The following is a 20,006-nucleotide window of genomic DNA, read 5'->3' on the forward strand; positions in this document are numbered from 1 at the left end:
CGGTTGAAGTACAACGGAAGACGCAGTTCCTTTGGGACTGCGTCTTTTGTTTTTCGGTTTCGGGTGTTGTACAAAATTAATACAAATTTGTGCGATAGTCTGATACAGTGGTACAGCAGTAATAAGAAGTATATGCAGTATAGAAAGGGGGGAAATCATGTCCAAGTTTGCGCATGCTGCCGGCTTGCTGAGTATGGCAGTGGTGCTGACCATCTCTGCTCAGTCCTTGGCATCTGACAACGGTCCTGTTAAAGACCAGTTTACCAAGAAAGGCGTCAATATCGATTTTGAAATGGAGCCGTTACAAGCCAACACCCGGCTTATGGAGGGTGAGTCCGCCCGGGTGCGATTCCGTTTAAGTAGTAGCAGTAACGGCGATCCGGTGAAAGGTGTCACCCCAGGCGTGTGGATGGATATGGGTCAGCTCATACAGGGTAAGAAAGGCCAGCAAAAATCCTGCAAGGAAAAAATCGCGCTGTATTTAAAGGGCGTTGTGGGCATTCGCCCCATGTTGGATTTAAACAGTTACTTTGTGTTGGTGATGAATACCGAACCCAGCATTTCCGTGGTGGACCCTTTGGTTTCCATGGTAGGACAAACCAGCACCTTGACCAGCATTCGTTTGAAAGGCGTGCCCTCGGATTGGGTAAAATCCAAAGATGATAAACGTTTGTACGTGAGTATGCCCGGTACGGATATGGTGGCTTTGGTGGACACGGACAATTTCAAAGTGAGCACCAATATCAACGCCGGCTCGAATCCTACCCGCGTTATATTACAACCCGACGAGCGCTATTTGTGGGTGGGAAATGACGGTGATGGCAAAACCAGCGGCGTCACAGTGATCGATACACAGAGTAATAAACCGGTTAAAACCCTGCATACAGGCAGCGGTCACCATCAAATCGTTTTTTCCGGGGACAGCCGCTATGCTTTCGTCAGTAATCGCAACAACGGCTCAGTAACGGTTATCGACAGCCAGACCCTGAAAACGGTTAAAACCATAAAAACCGGTCCTTTACCCATTGCCATGGCCTACTCCTCTTTGGCTGATGTGGTGTATGTCTCCGACGGCAAATCGGGAGAGGTGGCGGTGATCGATCCCAACTCCCTGAAGATGAAACAGCACATCCAACTGAAGCCGGGGCTGGGGCCGATTAAGTTTTCTCAGGACGGGCGTTGGGCGATGGTGGTGAATCCTTCAGCGGAAACACTACACATTATTGATGCGGCCAATGCCCGAGCGGCACATCATGTGGACGTGCCGGGTAAGCCCTATCAAGTAACGTTCAGTCGCGCCTTCGCCTATGTGCGGGCTTTGGAAAGTGAACGGGTAACCATGATTAATCTAAGCAGTTTAGCGGACCGGGATCATCCCATTGTCCAGGGTTTCGCTGCCGGTTCCAAAGCGCCGGCTTTGGCAGGGCGGTTACCTCTGGCGGATTCTATGATGGCAGCTACTACCGAAGCGGCTTTGTTTGTAGTGAATCCTACTGACAATACCACTTACTTCTATATGGAGGGCATGAACGCGCCGTCCAGTAACTACAAGGTGCGTGGTTCGCAAGCGCGAGCGGTTACGGTGATCGACCGAAGCTTGAAAGAGATACAACCGGGTCTGTATGAAACAGTGGTTAAACTGCCGGCATCCGGCCGCTACGATGTGGCCTTTCAATTGGAAACACCCAATGTGTTGCATTGTTTTTCCGCCGAGGTGGTGGAAAACCCGGCTATAGAAAAACATCGAGTGGCCTTGGGAATTGAGTTTTTGTCAAACCGCCGAACGGTTCAAACCGGCGAAACTTTGCCCTTACGTTTCCGCTTGCAGGATGCCAAGTCCGGTAAACCCAAATCCGGTTTGAAGGATGTGACAGTGCTCATGTTCCGCGCTCCCGGTTCTGAGCGTGTCGAGTTGGTTGCAACACACAAGGGTGATGGAGTCTATGAGGTGATGCTGCCCATTCGCACCGCCGGTGCGTATTATATGCATGTGTCCAGTCGTTCCAGTGATGTCAATTACAATGATCTCCCGTATTTTTCAGTGATTGCTCGTCCGGCTAAAACCGCGGGTAAGCAATCGGCTGTAACGGTACCGCATTTGGCTCAAGTAAGTTCAGACGCAGGGAGTCGGTGATGGCCTTGAAGATTTTCCGCAACTTAGTATCTCTAGGGTTGGCGGTCTCGCTTTTGGCGTCAACAAGCGTATCTGCCGATTCCGCGCTGGGGCTCGCGGCTAAGGTCAATGGTGTGGCTATTAGCGCGGCGTTGTTGGAGCGTAGTTTCGAGGAATACTTGCGGGACAATAACATTAACGTCGCTTCGATTCGCTATCCAAAACGTCTTAAAGAGTTTAAAAAAGAAGTGTTGGATTTGCTCATTGATGCTGAATTGCTGTGGCAGGAGGCCAACAAGACCGATACGGTGGTTACCGACTCGGAGGTAGAAACAGCGGTGGCGCGAGTAAGACAGCAGTTTAAGTCCGATGATGATTTTGCCCGTAAGATATCTGCAGAAGGTTATACCAAGGAAAGCTATTTTCACCATGTCAAACGAATGGTTACGGCACGAAGTTATCTGGATCGCATTCGCCAACAGGCTCAGGAACCGACTCAGGAGCAGGTGCATCAGTTTTACGTGGATAATCCGGAAAAATTTAATATGCCACCCCTGGTCAGGGCTCGACATATATTGCTGCAAACCAATGCAACCATGGATGAAAAGCAATTGCAGCAAATAAAAGCCAAGGCGACGGAACTGGCTGACAAAATCCGCAAGGGTGCCGATTTTGCTGCTTTGGCGCGGGAGCACAGTCAGGATAAAAGTGCTGCACAAGGTGGTGATTTGGGCTACTTCCCTCGCGGACAAATGGTGAAACCATTCGAAGATGCTGTATTTGCGTTGAAACCGGGGCAGGTGAGCGATGTAGTGAAGACGCGCTATGGCTTGCACATTGTTAAGCTGGAGGAGACGCGAGACGCGGCCAAAGTCAGCGAAGCAGATGCGACGGATCAAATTCGTGCATTTCTCGGTGCGCAAAATCTTCGTTTGCAGGAGCAAAAGGAAATTCAGCGATTACGCGGACAAGCACAAATCGAGGTCTATACCGTTTTATGAAATGGCAGAGTTTTATATTCTTGACGGTGAGTTTGCTGCCCTCGACGACACTATTTTCTGCTGAGGGTGATCATGCGGCGCATGAAAATCACAGCCATCAACACCATAAGAGTCAGCTACAAAAAACACCTGAGCCGTTGATGGGGGAGTCTATCGAGCTTCCGGTTACCCAGCTGCTGACCCAGGAAAACCAAAGTGTCATGTTCCCGCAGGAGGTGTTGGCGGATCGTTTGGTGGTCATGGATTTTGTTTATACCACGTGCACCACCGTGTGCCCGGTTCTATCCGCTATTATGATCCAGGTGCAGGATAAACTGGCATCACGGGTGGGGCAGGACGTGTCGTTGATTTCACTGACGGTGGACCCGATTCGAGATACGCCGCAACGCCTGGCGGCTTATAGTAAAAAACTCAGCGCGGGGTCAGGGTGGACCTGGCTCACCGGCGACAAAAATAATGTTGATAGGGTGTTAATAAGTTTGGGTGCCTACACCCCGAATTTTCAGGATCATCCCTCCATGGTTATTGTAGGCGACCCGGTATCAGGGCAATGGCAACGGTTTTTTGGTTTTCCTAACCCCGATGAAATTGTTGCCGCCGTCAATCGATTGAACGCCAAGCGTAAATTGAGTCACCGACACGAGTGAGCCCAAAGAGTGCCAATAAGGTCGGTATGTAAAAATAGAGTGGTAAAAAAGGTTGTTAGCATGACACAGACACGAATTTATACATCTGCATTGTTGCTGGTTTTGTCGGTGGTTCCGACTTTAAGTGCTCACGAAGGCGAAAAGCATCAGGCTGCGCCGGCGGCTCCTATCAGTGAGTTTTCCGCCCAATCATTGCAAGAAGCTAATCGCATTCAAGTTCAAAAGGTAATACCGCCGGCAGCGGAAGTGGAGCGCGCCCGCAGCTATTTTACCGATATGACTTTAACTACCCATACCGGCGAGCGGGTGAAATTCTACAGTGATATGTTGCACGGTAAAGTGGTTCTGCTCAATGTGATGTACACCCGTTGCAAAGATGCTTGCCCGTTGGTGACCCAGCACCTGTCCAAAGTCAAAGCCCAGTTGGGACCTTTGTTTGGTAAGGAAGTCTTTTTTGTGTCCATCAGTAACGATCCCGGCCGTGACACACCGGAGGCGTTGCAGCAATTTGCAAAAAAACACCAAGCAGATCATCCCGGTTGGACATTCTTAACCGGGAATGCGGAGATGGTGAAACAAGTGGTTTCCAAGTTTGGCTTATATCCTGACGACATCGAAGCGCACAATCCGCTGTTGCTGGCGGGGAATACTCGAACCCGACATTGGTCCAAAATCATTCCCAATACGCCGGTTCCCACCATTGCCATGAAGCTTCGGAATCTACTCCGCGAAGGTTAAGTTTCCTTCGCATGGTGGTTTAATGTCAAAGCAACTGGCTCAATGCGTTATTTTTCTGGGTACTTGGGGTGCTCTGGCCGTGTTGCATCCTTGCGCCGCTTTAGAATTGAGTGTGCTGGAGGCGCAGGGCAAACAAATTTATACCAAAGGCACCAGTCCCTTTGGCAATGACATCAGTGCTAAAGTGGGTGCGACCTCTGTATCACTGCCCGCATCGACCATGCCTTGCAACAGTTGCCACGGGCGTGATGGACTGGGTCGCCCGGAAGGTGGGGTGATTCCTGCCAATATACAGTGGGCCAATCTCAGCAAATCCTATGGTGGCCAGTCGGCATCGGGTCGACGTTTTCCACAATACACCAGTGAGTTTTTCTTTAGAGCAGTGACCCGCGGACTTGATCCGGGTGGTAACCGTCTGGATAGCACCATGCCGCGCTATGGTCTGCAAAAGAATGATGCGGACGCCCTGTTGGCCTATCTAAAGCGTATTCAGGATGAATCGGATCCGGGAGTGAGCCGCGACAATATTACACTGGGGACTGTGTTGCCAAAGGGACCGGGTGTGAGCGCTTTGGCAGAGGCGATAGAATCTGTGTTGCGTGCTTATGTGGCGGATGTAAACAAAAACGGCGGCCTGTTTGGTCGCAAACTGGTGCTGCGAATTGCTTATGCGGATTCGCAACAGGATGTGTTAACCAAGGTAGAGCAAATGTTGAGTTCGGAACAGGTGTTCGCCCTGCTCAATCCGTTTTCTGCGACAGTGGACGAGGAGTTGTCCCTGTTAGCGGAGTCCTACGCCACACCGGTGATTGCCCCCTATACCAATAAGCCGCAAATCAGTGGTCGGCGTCACACCTTTTATCTTTTCGGCGGTATGAGCACACAAAGTCGAGCGTTGGTATCGCAAGCGCAAAAACGCTTTGGAGCGAAGGCCGTTGCGGTGATGTTTGCGCAAACAAAAACACCGCAGCCGAATTTACAACAAGCTTTAGCGCCGGCAGGGGCTGCATCGTTGCAGTTGCCATATGATCCTGCGAGCCCTATGCCCGACGGCGCGGCCAAAACTTTACAGCAAGGCCGTATTTCTGCTGTGGTGTTTTTGGGCGCGGAGCCGCACTTGCGTCAATTTCTGCAAAGTGCGGAAAAATTGGCCTGGTTTCCCCATATGTATGTGCCTGGAGCTACGGTTGGTGCATCGGTGCTGGCGGCACCGCTGGGGTTTGATGCCAAGATCCATCTGGCATATCCCTTTCTTATCAGTGGGCATGATCCGGAAAACACGCAGGTATTCGCCGGATTTTACCAGCGTCATAAACTCAACCGTAACCATCTCAATGCAAAAATACGCGCCTATGCCGCTTGTGCTTTGACGGTGGAAGCGTTAAAGCGCAGCGGTAAACGAGTTGGGCGGGAATCTTTTATAGATGCTCTGGAGCATATGGGGGAGTTTAAAACCGGGATGTTGCCACCCTTGAGCTTTGGTCCGGGTAAGCGTGTGGGGGCCCACGGTATCTACCTGCTTCAGGCGGATTTGGCTCAAAAGATGTTGCGTCCCGAGGCGGATTGGATTCAACTGAGGTAGCTACTCCGGGGTTGATTGGGATTTTTTATACAGCCAAAACCCGGGAAGAATATTATACACCACAGCAAAACCCATACTGATAAGCCAGCCAAATTCCATTAACAAATAGCCAAACACAATAAAGCCGCTTAATAACCATAATAAGATGAGGACGGCTTTGGGTAAATCTTCCGGCATGGCGTTTTCCTTAAGATAGATGCAGATTTGGTTTAGAAATATGCTTGAGCATACTGCCCAGTTGCCCATGGCTTGTCAACTAGGCACTCGAATGACCAGCGAAGATTCCATCCCGCAGGTTGTTATGGTGTATCGGGTAATCATTGGTTAGCCGGTACCGGTTCTTGTTGAAAGAAAGGTGCGTTGAATACTTTGCCCTAGTCCAGTCTTCAATTGTGCCAGTGGCGCTGTTGCTCATTTACCGCGCCACTGTATCTGATACAAGTCATGGCGCCGATCGCGCAGATTTTTCACCGTGCCGCTGTTTCGGGCGCTGGTCAGGGTGTCGGGTCGCAGGTCGGCGATGGCTACTGTCTCCACATTCGGCGTAGTGTCTGCGGCTATACCATCGCGGGCAAAAGGGAAATCACAAGGAGTAAGAATACAGCTTTGGGCATATTGAATATCCATATTAGCCACATTAGGCAGATTGCCCACATTGCCTGACATCACCACATAGAGTTGGTTTTCAACCGCTCTGGCTTGACAGCAATAGCGTACCCGCAAATAGCTTTGGCGCTCATCAGTGCAAAAGGGTACAAACAAAATCTGTATCCCTTGGTCGGTAAGATGGCGTGCCAGCTCGGGAAATTCTGAGTCGTAACAGATCAAAACCCCGATGGGGCCGCAATCGGTTTGAATGGCTTTGAGTGTATGGCCGCCCTCAATATTCCACCAGTAAACTTCGTTGGGTGTGGGGTGAATCTTGGCTTGTTCGTGAATGGATCCGTCACGCAAAAAAATGTAAGAAATATTTTCCACTCGGCCATTGTCCATGCGGGTGGGGTGAGAACCGCCAATGATATTTATATTGTAGCGCAGCGCCATATCCCGCATGGCTTCTTTGAAACGGGGTGTATACTTGGTTAACGCTTCGATGGACTCCGACGGTGACAGTTCCTGACTTTCGATAGAAAGCAATTGCAGGGTAAATAATTCCGGGAAGACCACAAAGTCGCCTTTATAATCCGCTACCACATCGACAAAATACGCAGCAATTTCCATGAATTCCTCGAAGGAACGTACCCGGCGTTGTTTGTATTGAACCGTTCCTACTCGTATGGTGTCCGGTAAACGGCCGCCATAGTTTTTGTTGTTGGCATGGGATAGGGTGTCGGGGACTTTGGGGTTACGCCAGACCAAATGAACGCCATAGCCCTTGGATTCCACGTCCGCCGCCAGGTAGTTATTGATAATTCCGATAATCTCAAAACCATTGTGCAACTGGAATGACAATACCGGATCACGGGCTTTTTTGTTTTTTATGGCTTCAATGTAGCTGTCTACGCTGCCGTATTTCTTAAGGCGCCTTGCCAGGGTGGGCAGACGTCCGGCAAAAACAATACCTTTTAGTCCCAGGGATTGGCACAATTTCTTGCGTTCATTGTATAAGCGTTGGCCCAGTCGGTAACCGCGATATTCCGGGTCTACGCACACTTCCATTCCATAGAGCCAATCACCATTAGGGTCGTGCCGTGACGCATAGCCATTGCCGGTGATTTCCGCCCAGTGATGGGGTTTAAGTCCGACATTTTCCCCAATGCGAAAAGTGGCGCAGTAAGCCACCACTTTATCGTCTACGCTGATGATAAATTGTCCTTGAGCAAAGTTATTGATTTGCCCCGTCAGGGCCCCTTCGGGGTAACCGTGCATGCCGGTACCGGCGTAGACTCGTTCGGACAGGTCTGCAATTTGCTCCACATCACTGAGTTGGGCGTTCCGCAGTTTCAGTTTTGAAGATAGGTTGGAAAGTCTGGGGGTCATCGGATTTGTTTGCCTTCTCTTAGTGGTGGTGGCTAATAAACCAGTGCCTATAGCTATTGCTGTACTTCGTATTATGTTAGTGGACTATATTGTAGCCTATACTTAAGGCGTCTAGTTTAAAAACAATGTAATGGAAGGGCCGGGTTTTGACAAGTGATGAAGAGAATAGGGAGTTAGTTTGTGTGCGCCCGGAAAAGGAAATATTGACGGCACAAAAACTACCTTATTTTGTTGGGGTATCCGCTACTACAGCCGGTAGCCGAGGCTTGTCCATGCATCTGGTGGTCATACCTCCGGGTGCGTCGGCGCAACCACATTCACACCGTGATTTCGAAACTGCAATTTACGTTTTGGAGGGTGAGGTGGAAACTCGCTATGGACCCGGGCTGAGCCGACGTGTCGTGAGCAAACCGGGGGAGTTTTTGTTTATTCCGCCGGGAGTGCCGCATCAGCCCTTTAATTTAAGCTTAACCCAGGCTGCACGGGCGGTGGTGGCGCGCAATGATGCCAATGAGCAGGAAAATGTAGTGCCGTATCCCTAGCGTTGAATGTGTGAGCGTAAAATTGCAAAAGGTTTACGGGACGACTAAGTTAAAGTTATTGGAAATGAGAAACTATGACCGCAATTGAACAACTGTGGCAAACACTAAACTCAACAACAAAACCGGTTTTGCTGCCGCAAAACATAGAGCAAACACGGCGGCAGGCGGAGGAATGCATACAGCAGTATTTGCGCCGCGGTGGTTTGAGCCGGAACATGCGTGCAACCTTACAGCACTGCATTGAACAAATGCGTCAGTTTAACCCCACCTTGCAGGGAGAGGCTCAAGTGTATTTTGGTCTGTTATACCGGCTTTGTGATTTGCTGGATCAAAGTGTTGATGCGGTCTAGGCTCGCGGAAACTTTCTTCACGGCCATTGCCCTCACGTGAATCCGGTAGCTCTGGGGAAAACCTTAAGTTATACCGCGCTGGCACTGGTGGCATTTGCGGCCAATTCGGTTTTGTGTCGTTTGGCCCTGGAACAGCACCATACCGATGCGCTGAGTTTTACCGTAATACGTTTGGTATCCGGCGCTGTAACTTTGGGGTTGTTGTTGCGTCTCGGTGGCGGCAGTCTCCGGCGCCCTTCACGCCGGGGGTGGCTTGCAGCGGCCTTGCTGTTTTTTTATGCTTTGAGTTTTTCCTTTGCCTACTTGAGTTTGGATACGGCAACCGGGGCTTTAATACTGTTTGGTTCGGTTCAGATTACCATGTTGGTGAAATCCATATGGGAGGGGGAACTGCTTAACGGCCAGGAATGGTTGGGAGCCAGTCTGGCTTTGTTTGGATTTGTGTATTTGGTGCTACCGGATTTACACACGCCTTCAGTTTCCGGCTTTACCCTGATGACGATATCAGGGATTGCCTGGGGGATTTATACTGCTATGGGCCGCAACAGTCGTGAGCCTTTCGCGGAGACGACATGCAATTTCATCGCGGCAATTCCTTTAGTTGTGGTGATTACAGGCTTGGGTTTTGTTTTCGGCGGGCTGTCCATTAATCAAACCGGCTTTCTGATTGCGTTGGCGTCGGGTGCGCTGGCATCGGGTGTAGGTTATGCCATTTGGTATAAGGTACTGCCGTTTCTAAGCAGTACCCAGGCTGCAGTCAGTCAATTAATGGTACCCATACTCGCGGCATCCGGGGGGGTATTGTTTTTATCTGAAAGTTTGTCATCGCGTTTAGTCCAGTCGGCGGTTTTGTTGCTGGGAGGATTGGCCCTTATCTTTATCGCGCGACGTCCTGCTGCAAGCCCGTAGCAGGATCGTTATGAAAAGCCAATGAGGCGTAAACAGGAGGTAGCCATTGCTTGAATTTAAATTACACTCACGGTTACAGCAAGATTGCTATTTGCTTGAGGAGTCAAGCGAGAGCCTGCTATTGCTAATGAATAATGCCCATTATCCCTGGTTTATTTTGGTGCCAAAGACCGATAAAACCGAGCTGTATCAATTGGAGCAAAAAATGCAAACACACTTGTGGGAAGAAATAAATACCTTGTCGCATTTTTTGCAAGATTCAATGCAAATGCATAAGCTGAACATTGCCGCTATTGGTAATTTGGTCCCGCAATTACACGTCCATATCGTTGGCAGGCATCCTGAGGATCCTGCCTGGCCCGGTGTGGTATGGGGGCATGCCTCTATTAAACGCTATGATGAAACTCAGGTTCAGCAATTCATGGCGAGGGTACGGCAATATCGACAAAAGGCAGGGAAAGTTTAAGCATAAGGAACCATAGGTCATGACCTTGTTGGAAATAACCTGAGTTTCCTACATTTTAAGTTTTTCTTTAAGGCGCAACAAACATGCCGGGCACAGGCAGCCGCTGAACTGTTTCGATAATGCGTTGCGCTGGGTTTCGCTTAACTTCACTATTTGACAGGCACAGGATTCGATGTGTCGTTCGCCACAAAAAAACTCTTTCTGGCAGTTAGGACAGTTTTTGCGAATTCTTGAGGAATGTTCTATGTCTTTGTCCACTATTTTTTGAGGAAAGATTGCTTATGCAGTTTAAGGTTAGACGGTACTGACTGGCAAGAGGAGTTAGCGTAGAATGTGCGACATTGCCTTGGATAGTATAGATAAACGCTGTGTTATTGCAGCATCATTTTTGGAGAGATTCATGGATAAATGGCTCCTATTGCTCCTGTTGTTTGCCCCGATGGGATTGTGTGCAGAAAACCTATCTCCAAGTGATACGGGTAATTCTGATGTGAGCGAAGAAGAAAAAGTGGTTTTGTGGGCAAAATCGGTTTGGGATTCTTTGGATCGGAAAACCGGTGTGGTTGAGTTGCCCAATGGTGTGGCCACTTTGAAAGTGCCCGATACTTTTTACTATTTGAATCCAAGCGATGCCGAAAAGGTTCTGGTCGAGGTATGGGGTAATCCTCCCGGTTCCAAAACACTGGGAATGTTGTTTCCTTCTATGGTGACGCCTTTTGATAACGGTGCTTGGGCCGTTACCATAGAGTATGAGGAAGACGGTTATGTCTCTGATGAGGATGCGGATAAATTGGACTACGATGAATTGTTAGCCCAAATGCAAGACGATGCGGAACGGGCCAGTCGTGAACGAATCAATCAAGGTTATGATTCCCTGGAGTTGGTGGGGTGGGCCGCCAGCCCCTTTTACGATAAAGCAGAGCATAAATTGTTTTGGGCCAAAGAACTCAAGTTTGGTTCTCAAGCCGTAAATACTCTCAACTACAATATACGTATCCTGGGTCGTAAGGGCGTGTTGGTGCTCAATTTCATTGCCGGCATGGATCAAAAAGCCGTCATCGACAAGCAACTGGATACGGTCTTGGCTATGGCCGATTTCAAGCCGGGGCAACGTTATGAGGAATTTAACCCCGAACTCGATAAGGTGGCGGCTTACGGTATTGGTGCATTGGTGGCGGGTAATATGTTGGTCAAAACCGGATTGTTGGCCGCCGCTTTGATGTTCTTTAAAAAATTCGGAATTTTTCTAGTGATTGGGATCGGCCTGTTAATACCGAAGTTGTTCCGACGCAAAACAGTTTAAATTTTGTACACGCTACCGAGTGGTCCACGCCGGAACCAAAGCGCTTCCCCGTCGGTCATAGGTGGTAAGGTGTTGTGTTTATAAATCACTGATTTTGAATTTATAATTAGAGCGAAGTGGTTTTGCGGCTGCGCGGGAGGAGTTTCAAGCCAGAGTTCTAACCTGGAGCAAAAAATGCATCCAAATGAACGGGTTGGAGGGGGTAGGGCTTATCGCTACAGCCTTTGATCACATAAAGGCTTTGCAGTTAAGGGGTTTTGAGTAAGCTCGAATTTTCTGCTTTTAGAGTGAGTTGACCAGTATTGACATGATGAAATATCTGCTTTCAATAATCGTATTCCTGCAATGCCAGCCCGTATTCGCTGCGGCTTTCAGGGTGAGGATGCAATTTAAAAACCCGGACGGCTCCACCAACTGGCAACATGTGGCCAACTGGTCAGGCAGTATCCTGATACTGTTGCTGTCAGCGGCGGTCATTACTCTGTTTTTAACCCGCAAGAAATTACGTAAATCCAATTTGGCGCTGGAACAGATACGGGGTGAGCTGGAGTTACGGGTTTTGGAGCGCACAGCGACACTGCAAGACACAGCGTCAAAACTGCATGCTTCGGAATCTTTTATCAAAAATATTTTAGAATCCATGCCGCTGATGTTGGTAGGTGTCAACGCCGAAGGAAGAATCACTCAATGGAACAGACGCGCAGAGACTATTTCCGGTTTAGAGGCTGCTTCGGTGTTGGAGCAGAACCTTTGGGAAGCATACCCATCCATTACCGTGTCTCCGGACCAGGTGAATGAGGCTATTAAGAACGAAGAGACCATCACCATTAAACACATCCAGCACGGTCAATACAGTTATGATATTACTATTTATCCACTTGAGGACCATGTTGAGCCCGGTGCGGTTATTCTAATTGATGACGTCACCAAAAAAATGATGGCGGAAAATATGTTGATCCAAAACGATAAGATTTCCTCAATGAGTGAACTCGCATCGTCCATGGCGCATGACATCAATACACCGCTGGAGTCCATTTTGTTCGACTTGCGAACTTTTCAACATTTGCTTGCCAATAGTAGTCAATATGTGGACGAAGCCACCAGTACCGGTATGCCGGCGCGGCTCACCAGTTTATTAAGTCACGCCAATGCCACTGGTGAAAAAATGGCATCCATTGTAAAAAACTTACACAATTTTGCTCGTGGTCGCAGTGACCGAATAAAGTCGGCCAATATGGTGGACATTATGGAGCATACCTTGGAGTTGGCGGGTGATGTGCTGTCTGCGGCCACCGGATTGAAGTTTTTGGATATCAAGATAGAAAAGGACTTTGAAAAACACTTGCCCATGATACCTTGTTATGTGACTGAATTTCAGCAAGCTTTATTGAGTCTGTTTCGTCATTCTTACGATGCGCTGGGGCGGGTGGATGACCCCGCTCATGAAGCCGCTATCAAGATTCAAATGATTGTCAGTTACGACCATTTCTGGATAAGAATACAACATAACGGGGTTGGGTTATCCAGCGATGAACAAATGTACTTGTTTGAGCCCTTTGTTAGAAAAGACAGTCCCGACGTAAGTTATGATGCCGGCAAGCGCCTATCGTTTGCCTATTTTATCATTACTGAGCAGCACCAGGGGCAAATCGCTGTGACATCGGATGTCACAGTTGGTACAACCTTCCATATTCAGTTACCGTTAAAGCAGGGTGCTCAGGCATGATATGTCGAACTCCAATACAGGGTTCCTGCGTTGTTCCAATGTTGTATCTCCGATTACATACCCGGTAGCCAATGGCGAATGTCTTCCAGATGGGAGAACTGAGCCAGAATATAGTTCTTCAGTTCCCCCTGGCGTCGGTTGATGGTGTTCGTATTCAGGTGTTGCGTTAACCATACGGGAGCCATGCCGCTGTGATGAGCGCCCTGGTGTTCATTACTGCCACCGTCACCAACAAATAAGCACGCTTGGGTGCTCACTCCCAGTTGTTTTGCTGTGTGGTGATAAATCTGCGGGTCCGGTTTTTTCAGCCCCACATCACAGCTAAAGATTGATAAGTCAAATAAAGGGCGCAGCGGGGAATCCGGCCAGGCGCTGACTTCAGCTGTTGAGGCATTGGAAATCAGCGCCAGCCCATAGCCTCGGTGGCGCAACTGTTCCAAGGTATTAACAACAGCAGGGTGTACATGGTGGGTTAAGGCATAGTCAAAACGTGCCTGACGCTGGCGTGTTGCGTCTTCGATCACACCCAAGGGGATTTCCGGGTCCAATTGGTGTGCCAGGGTGCGTATAACGTCTACATGATTTGTGGGTGAGCAAATCTCGTGATGTTCACTGAAGCAGGCGTGGTTCCAAGCGCGTGCATCCACGCCCAGGACATCTGCCGTCGTACGGCCCACGCTCAGTGGTACGCTGCCCACGCTAACCAGCGTGTTAAATAAGTCAAAACAAATGGCGCGATACATCGTCAGGTACACGTATTTTTGGTTAAAAACGGGTTTAGCCGAAACAAACCAGTCGAGAATTTCAGGCAAGATTCAGGACCATATTATCTCAGCCCTTTTGAACAAACAAGCGGATGGATTTGGGTGTTAGGTATAGATGAAGATCGGGTGGGTGTCGGAAAGGCGTAGCGCAGAATGCGCTACGCCTCAGCAGAAGTTTTAGAATAAAGTGGGTCCGGCGCTCTTTTGGCTGTCAAATTGAGCTTTAGCCAGGACGGCTTCATCATACGCTTCTTTGGCGAGTTTTAGTGCTGCGTCTATTTCGTTTTTGGAGGCTTTGGTTTTTGCTTCCACTATCATGTCTTCGGTATTGACCCAGGCGCCCCCTAATTGATCAACTGCTTTAAAGGCTGCTTCGGCTTGTGCGATCATGCTGCCAACTTGTGTCTGTGTATCCGGTTCGCTTTGTACCGAGCTGGTGTTGGTAGTGGTGCCGCAGGCACTAAACAGTAATGTGGTGAGTGCAATGCCGATAAAAGCCTTGGCCGTGTTCATTTGTGCTATCTCCTGTGTTGGTCCGACAAAGTCGAGGTGGGAATAAAATACTCGCAAAATCATGAATAAAGCCAGACGCTTTTTTGGATTGAAACGATTTAAAAAAGTGATTGTTAAGGGTGTCGATGTTTCACTTTTTGAAGCGATAGAAGCCATGAAAGGAGTCGGTATGGAATTTCGGGTGGGTTCGGTAGAGGATTTACGGTTAAGTGATACTGAATTGGTTCAGCTGTTGACTCGGGTATATGTAAATGAGAGTTATGTTGAGGCAGAAACGGCGCTTCATTTGTTTGATCCTTATAGGGGATTTCAAAATAGGCCTGCGGGAGTTTCTTTTTTACGAGAGACGGTTACTTGGAGAGGAGTAGTGTCACCACAGGGGGTTCGGTAAGTTAATTTTGGCTTCGATAGCTAAGTTTTCGATTAATACGATCAAAAAGATTCATTGTACAGTTTAATTGCGAGCTCTATAATATGCTTCATCTACCCGGTCGGGTAGAAGTGGGACAGCCCAAAGCGGTTTTCCTGTCGGTTCGTCTATAAGCCCCGCCCACCGTTTACACATCTACTATTTATGGAGTCCGTGTTTGTATGAACACACAAACTGTAATTTTTGATACTAAAACTAATGTCGGTTCTATGGATCAATCCATTCGCTTTGCGCTTGGATTGGGATTAATTGCAGTACCTTTGAGTAATCAGAGCGTTGATGCAGATGTTGCTGCATTGACAGCCTTATTGGCAATTCCTGTCATGTTTACTGCAATCAGCCGCTGGTGTCCGATATATGCTTTGTTGCGCATTCAAAGTGTTGGACATAAGTATCAGGCTGTGAAATTTTGGGGTCGGAATATGGGATTTATTGATGCGGCATTTCGTTATGTGCTGGGATCAGTCTTAATCTTAGTCGTGATGAGTCTAAGTTCGATAAGTTATCCGTGGTTGGCTTTGGTGGGTGCAACCCTGATATCCAGTGCCATCTTGCTGTGGGATCCTTTGTACGCTTTGTTTGAAACAGGCACTCAGCCCAGCGTTACTCCTAAGTTGGTGAGTCAAGGTGGCGCCGAAGTGATTCGTTTGGGTGACGTTCAACAGATAGTCGCCGGACTGCCCCGCAATGGCGGTGATGTAAAAGCCGCTTAATAGGCCGATTTTGTTCCTGCTTTATTTAGACATTCAGGGATACCCGTGGCGCCTGCCACGGGTTTTTTTATTTAGAGTTTAACCTCGGTGTTCACGTCGTTGTTGCAGCGGTGGACGCTCGCCCACTTCAGCTTCCAGGCTCATTTTTTCTTTTAAGCGCAATATATCCACGCGAACCTTGCTTTTGGGGGGCTGTTTGGCAATGGAGTTCATCACATCTCGGCTGTCACGAACTGCTTGGCGATTAATTTCCAGAATAATATCTCCCGGTTTTAGTCCCGCGGCAGCGGCAGGCCCATTGCGTAGTATGCCTGCGATAATAACACCTGCGGTGCTGCTTAACCCGAAGGATTCAGCTAGGGCTGGGGTGATGTCCTGCACTTCGATGCCAAGCCAGCCGCGGCTGACGTGGCCGGTTTCAATGATTTGTTGCATCACATCCACGGCGGAAGTCACCGGAATGGCAAAGCCAATGCCCTGAGAGCCGCCGGATTTGGAGAAAATGGCGGTGTTGATCCCCACTAAATGACCAAAGGGGTTGATCAAAGCGCCGCCGGAGTTGCCCGGGTTGATGGCGGCGTCGGTTTGGATAAAGTTCTCAAAGGTGTTAATGCCCAGTCGGTCCCGGCCGGTGGCGCTGACAATGCCCATGGTGACGGTTTGACCTACACCAAAAGGGTTACCGATGGCCAGCACAACATCGCCGACTCGTAAATCTTTACTGCTGGCAAAGGTAATACTGGGTAGTTTGTCCAGATTGATTTTTAGCACGGCCAGATCCGACTCGGGATCGGCGCCAACCTGTTTGGCTTCGGCACTGCGCCCATCCCGTAAAGCCACCTGAATTTCATCGGCGCCGTCAATGACATGGAAATTGGTGAGTACATAACCATCTGCGCTGGCAATGACGCCGGACCCCAGGCTGCTTTCCATGCGTTTTCTTGGGGCAAGACGCTCGCCAAAGAAATACCTGAACAGGGGATCGTTGTATAGCGGATTGGCCCGTTCAGTAACAATTTTGGTGGTATAAATGTTGACGACTGCCGGTGCCGCAATTTCCACCGCACTGGCGTAGGATACCGGGCCCGAAAGCGGTGAGCTGGAAAGGTTAAACCGTTGCGCATCACTGATTTCATTAATTTCCACTACTGTTTGGCTTTTGCTGAACATATCGGGGCGGAAAATAATAATGAGGAAAGCAACGACGAGTCCCAGGATGGAAGCTTTAACGATAAAATTTAGCGGGGTGGAGTTTCTCATGGGGTAAAATCTTAGCACGTGTGGCCTCTCTCGGCCATCCGTGGCCTTCGAGGCATAATGCCAATCGCTTTCGGCTTCCTGCCTTTCGCGATACTTGTACTCCTGTACATCGTCCGTGGCAAAAGCCTCTCTCGGCCAGTCGCTATCGGTATCCCTGCCTGACGCGACACGAGCTCGTCCATGAGCATCGTCCGTGGCCTTCGAGGCATAATACCAATCGCTTTCGGCTTCCTGCATAGAGCGATTTTTGTACATTGTTGCACTTCATTCATAGGCATCCACGGTCTTTGAGGTATAATGCCAATCGCTTTCGGCTGCCTGCCTTTCGCGATACTTGTACTCCTGTGCATCGTCCGTGGCAAAAGCCCTAGATATAGGAACGATAATAATGATTGATTTGTATGAATTGCTTTTTTATACCGATGAGTTGCTGCGAATTGACCAATTTAAGGATTACTGTCCTAATGGTTTGCAAGTTGAAGGTAAATCTTCTATCCAAAAACTGGTTACCGGGGTCACGGCAAATCAAACGCTGATAGACGTGGCGGCTGATATGGAGGCTGATGCCATATTGGTGCATCATGGTATGTTTTGGAAGGGGGATAATCCCTGTATCACCGGTATCAAACACCGACGCTTACAGCGTTTGTTAATCGAGGATATCAGTCTCATTGCTTATCATTTACCTCTGGATGCGCATCCCAGTATGGGTAATAACACTCAATTGGCGGAAGTGTTGGATTTGCAAATCGAGGGAGAATACGGCCATCAGGGTGGGCCTGAAATCGCCATGTACGGTGAAGTGGCTGCACCTTTGGTCCCGGAAGCCTTTGCTCAGCATATAAGTGAGCGTTTGGGACGGATGCCCTTGCACATTCCCGGAGCGGCCACCGAATTGGAAAGCGTAGCCTGGTGCACCGGTGCGGCGGAGCATTATGTGGAAACTGCTATTCAAATGGGAGTGGACGCTTTTATTACCGGTGAAGCCTCAGAGAAAACCGTGCATTTAGCCAGGGAAAGCGGGATCCACTTCTACGCTGCCGGTCACCATGCCACAGAGCGCTATGGGGTGCAGGCCCTGGGTAAGCATTTGGCGGATAAATTCGGACTTATTCATGAGTTTGTGGATGTGGATAGCCCTCTATGAGTGCTTGGGTAAAACTGTAACAATAATTTCACTCCTTCGGGCTAAAGAGTCGACAGGCTGGAGTCGATCTTTGAAAGGAAAAGCCGACTGTTAAGTAATGTTAAGTGTAAACAGTGGCTTGGCTTTGCCCTTAGCACACAAGGAGTTAAAAATGTCCTTACCCGAAATCAAACATAATGATATGTATCAATTGCTGCGCGAGGAAAAAGTGCAGGAATTCAATGCTCGACGCGCTGGTGGTGAAACCTGTGACCTGACCCATTGCGATTTTCGAGGGTTGGATTTGCGTGGCCTGAACGCTCACGGTATTGATTTTACAGGAAGTTATTTCCGTCAAGCGGATTTACGGGGGATTAATTTTTCCGAAAGCCGCATGCAGGAGTGCAGTCTCAACGGCGCGAAAATTTCCGGCGTTTATTTCCCCCAGGAATTGAGTCCGGCGGAAATTGAAATGTCCCTGAATCACGGTACTCGAATGCGGTATTCTTCCTAAATTTCATGCGAATAGTTCTTGTTCTTGCCCGGTAAATCCAATAGAATTACCGGTCTTTCGCTGCCGGTGCGAGCACAGCAAGCGGCAAGGCAAGAATTATCAGACTTTTATTTAAAGGTTATAGAGCATGAAAGCGGAATTACACCCAGATTACAACGCCATCCAGGTCACATGCAGTTGTGGTAACACATTTGAAACCCGTTCTACCCTGGGTAAGGATCTGCATATTGACGTTTGTTCCGAATGTCACCCGTTTTATACCGGCAAACAGAAAATCGTCGATTCCGGTGGTCGGGTGGATAAATTTCGGCAGAAATACGGTAAATAGTACGACGAGCAACAGTACAGCGAGAAGCACGGACAAAACCCGGGGCCGCGTTTTAGCCTTGGGGAGCACTGGATACGGCTCAGGTCATTGCGGTACAGCTGGGTTAGCAAGGTATGTTGTACGGTTACCAAGAGGCGCCTTTTTCAGGCGCCTTTTTTATTGCCTGTTGTGGGTCCAAGTATGGGGAGTTGACGCATCCGCGGCCATGGTGCAAGACCGGGCCAAAGACTGTCATTTTTCCGGTGAAACTGCTACTGAGACGGTGATCCAGGTTCTGGATGGCGATACGGTGCGCTTGCAGGGTGGCGCTTCGGTGCGCCTGATCGGTGTAAACAGTCCGGAGTTAGGCCATGATGGTCAACCGGATCAAGAATTGGCGCGTGAAGCCAAAGAGTTTTTGCAAGATCTATTACAGCTACCACAGCTTGTGCAGCTTCTTTCCGGACAAAAATCTCGGGATCATTATGGGCGTCGCTTGGCTCACATGGCCTTGTTGGACGGAAGCAATGTGCAGCAGTTACTATTGCAAGCGGGCTTGGCGTTTCATATCAGTTCACCTCCCAATTTGACATTTAACGATTGCTATGTCCGTGCGCAGCGTTTGGCGCGGCAAGCCGGTCTGGGTGTTTGGGCTTTACCCGTTTACGGTGCCATTGAGGCGCAAACTCTGGCGGCTGAACAAGCCGGATTTATGCGGGTTGTCGGTCGTGTCGGCCGCATTACCCGAACCCAAAACTCTCTGTGGCTGCCCATGAGTAAGGAATTTTCGCTGCGTATCCAAAGTCGGGATTTGGTCTATTTTAATGATGCGGAACTTAAAAAAATGATTGGGTCACGTTGGGAGGTCAGTGGTTGGGTGCGGCACGTGGGTTCGCAGTCGGTTATGTTGCTGCGTCACCCGTCGGTGATCGTTCAACCCAACAGAGCAGGGCAACAACACAAAATAACAAAATGATTTGCAGCTAAACGATTGCAGTTTAACAATTGCAGTTAAAACAACA

Annotated in this window: 22 protein-coding genes; 17 read left to right on the top strand and 5 right to left on the bottom strand. The window is 49.1% G+C overall.

Features of this window, described 5'->3' with window-relative positions; all coding sequences use genetic code 11:
* Positions 1–157 precede the first annotated feature (157 nt).
* The 5 genes from OEY58_03110 to OEY58_03130 are packed head-to-tail and all read left to right on the top strand — an operon-like array spanning position 158 to position 6,081.
* On the top strand, positions 158–2,134 hold the full coding sequence (locus tag OEY58_03110; GenBank protein MDH5324428.1) for a cytochrome D1: 1,977 nt from the start codon (positions 158–160) through the stop codon (positions 2,132–2,134).
* On the top strand, positions 2,134–3,114 hold the full coding sequence (locus OEY58_03115; GenBank protein ID MDH5324429.1) for a peptidylprolyl isomerase: 981 nt from the start codon (positions 2,134–2,136) through the stop codon (positions 3,112–3,114). Before OEY58_03110 ends, OEY58_03115 begins: the two co-directional genes overlap by 1 nt.
* Entirely contained in the window at positions 3,111–3,761 is a 651-nt protein-coding gene (locus OEY58_03120) for an SCO family protein (protein MDH5324430.1), read from the top strand. The genes OEY58_03115 and OEY58_03120 overlap by 4 nt, the downstream gene beginning before the upstream one ends.
* Before the next feature lie 60 nt (positions 3,762–3,821).
* Positions 3,822–4,499, top strand: a complete 678-nt coding sequence (locus OEY58_03125) for an SCO family protein (protein ID MDH5324431.1) — start codon at positions 3,822–3,824, stop codon at positions 4,497–4,499.
* 22 nt (positions 4,500–4,521) lie between these two features.
* Entirely contained in the window at positions 4,522–6,081 is a 1,560-nt protein-coding gene (locus OEY58_03130) for an ABC transporter substrate-binding protein (protein MDH5324432.1), read from the top strand.
* Here OEY58_03130 and OEY58_03135 read toward each other — a convergent pair whose 3' ends face one another.
* Both OEY58_03135 and OEY58_03140 read right to left on the bottom strand, forming a co-directional pair.
* Entirely contained in the window at positions 6,082–6,258 is a 177-nt protein-coding gene (locus tag OEY58_03135; GenBank protein MDH5324433.1) for a hypothetical protein, read from the bottom strand.
* Between the two features lie 234 nt (positions 6,259–6,492).
* Positions 6,493–8,061, bottom strand: coding sequence for a GNAT family N-acetyltransferase (locus OEY58_03140; protein MDH5324434.1), 1,569 nt, complete (start codon positions 8,059–8,061; stop codon positions 6,493–6,495).
* 182 nt (positions 8,062–8,243) lie between these two features.
* Between OEY58_03140 and OEY58_03145 the strand changes: the two genes are divergently transcribed.
* The 6 genes from OEY58_03145 to OEY58_03170 all read left to right on the top strand — a co-directional run bounded on the left by OEY58_03145 (position 8,244) and on the right by OEY58_03170 (position 13,357).
* On the top strand, positions 8,244–8,603 hold the full coding sequence (locus tag OEY58_03145; protein MDH5324435.1) for a cupin domain-containing protein: 360 nt from the start codon (positions 8,244–8,246) through the stop codon (positions 8,601–8,603).
* A 74-nt stretch (positions 8,604–8,677) separates the two neighbouring features.
* Positions 8,678–8,953 (top strand): hypothetical protein, encoded by a 276-nt coding sequence (locus OEY58_03150; protein ID MDH5324436.1) that lies wholly within the window; start codon positions 8,678–8,680, stop codon positions 8,951–8,953.
* 36 nt (positions 8,954–8,989) lie between these two features.
* Positions 8,990–9,862: a DMT family transporter gene (locus tag OEY58_03155; protein ID MDH5324437.1), complete on the top strand. Its 873-nt coding sequence runs from the start codon at positions 8,990–8,992 to the stop codon at positions 9,860–9,862.
* 46 nt (positions 9,863–9,908) lie between these two features.
* Positions 9,909–10,328: an HIT family protein gene (locus tag OEY58_03160; GenBank protein MDH5324438.1), complete on the top strand. Its 420-nt coding sequence runs from the start codon at positions 9,909–9,911 to the stop codon at positions 10,326–10,328.
* A gap of 400 nt (positions 10,329–10,728) precedes the next feature.
* On the top strand, positions 10,729–11,631 hold the full coding sequence (locus OEY58_03165) for a DUF2167 domain-containing protein (GenBank protein MDH5324439.1): 903 nt from the start codon (positions 10,729–10,731) through the stop codon (positions 11,629–11,631).
* 382 nt (positions 11,632–12,013) lie between these two features.
* Positions 12,014–13,357 carry an ATP-binding protein gene (locus OEY58_03170; GenBank protein ID MDH5324440.1) on the top strand — a complete coding sequence of 448 codons (1,344 nt, stop codon included), beginning with the start codon at positions 12,014–12,016 and terminating at the stop codon, positions 13,355–13,357.
* A 53-nt stretch (positions 13,358–13,410) separates the two neighbouring features.
* Here the strand turns inward: OEY58_03170 and OEY58_03175 are convergent, their stop codons facing one another.
* Entirely contained in the window at positions 13,411–14,169 is a 759-nt protein-coding gene (locus tag OEY58_03175) for an HAD family hydrolase (protein MDH5324441.1), read from the bottom strand.
* A 129-nt stretch (positions 14,170–14,298) separates the two neighbouring features.
* Positions 14,299–14,634: a hypothetical protein gene (locus OEY58_03180; protein ID MDH5324442.1), complete on the bottom strand. Its 336-nt coding sequence runs from the start codon at positions 14,632–14,634 to the stop codon at positions 14,299–14,301.
* Positions 14,635–14,695: 61 nt separating this feature from the next.
* Between OEY58_03180 and OEY58_03185 the strand changes: the two genes are divergently transcribed.
* Both OEY58_03185 and OEY58_03190 read left to right on the top strand, forming a co-directional pair.
* Positions 14,696–15,025, top strand: coding sequence for a hypothetical protein (locus OEY58_03185; GenBank protein ID MDH5324443.1), 330 nt, complete (start codon positions 14,696–14,698; stop codon positions 15,023–15,025).
* 200 nt (positions 15,026–15,225) lie between these two features.
* Positions 15,226–15,777 carry a DUF2892 domain-containing protein gene (locus tag OEY58_03190; protein ID MDH5324444.1) on the top strand — a complete coding sequence of 184 codons (552 nt, stop codon included), beginning with the start codon at positions 15,226–15,228 and terminating at the stop codon, positions 15,775–15,777.
* Between the two features lie 78 nt (positions 15,778–15,855).
* On the opposite strand, the gene OEY58_03195 is transcribed toward OEY58_03190, so the two are convergent.
* A complete protein-coding gene (locus OEY58_03195) occupies positions 15,856–17,037 on the bottom strand; it encodes a Do family serine endopeptidase (protein ID MDH5324445.1) in 1,182 nt (393 codons plus the stop codon).
* Positions 17,038–17,425: 388 nt separating this feature from the next.
* On the opposite strand from OEY58_03195, the gene OEY58_03200 reads away from it, so the two are divergent.
* The 4 genes from OEY58_03200 to OEY58_03215 all read left to right on the top strand — a co-directional run bounded on the left by OEY58_03200 (position 17,426) and on the right by OEY58_03215 (position 19,960).
* Positions 17,426–18,184 (top strand): Nif3-like dinuclear metal center hexameric protein, encoded by a 759-nt coding sequence (locus tag OEY58_03200; protein ID MDH5324446.1) that lies wholly within the window; start codon positions 17,426–17,428, stop codon positions 18,182–18,184.
* A gap of 151 nt (positions 18,185–18,335) precedes the next feature.
* On the top strand, positions 18,336–18,677 hold the full coding sequence (locus OEY58_03205) for a pentapeptide repeat-containing protein (protein MDH5324447.1): 342 nt from the start codon (positions 18,336–18,338) through the stop codon (positions 18,675–18,677).
* Between the two features lie 127 nt (positions 18,678–18,804).
* A complete protein-coding gene (gene rpmE / locus OEY58_03210; GenBank protein ID MDH5324448.1) occupies positions 18,805–19,005 on the top strand; it encodes a 50S ribosomal protein L31 in 201 nt (66 codons plus the stop codon).
* Positions 19,006–19,210: 205 nt separating this feature from the next.
* Positions 19,211–19,960, top strand: coding sequence for a thermonuclease family protein (locus OEY58_03215; GenBank protein MDH5324449.1), 750 nt, complete (start codon positions 19,211–19,213; stop codon positions 19,958–19,960).
* Positions 19,961–20,006 lie beyond the last annotated feature (46 nt).

The organism is Gammaproteobacteria bacterium (assembly GCA_029882975.1).
Taxonomy (GTDB): Bacteria; Pseudomonadota; Gammaproteobacteria; order SZUA-152; family SZUA-152; genus JAJDNG01.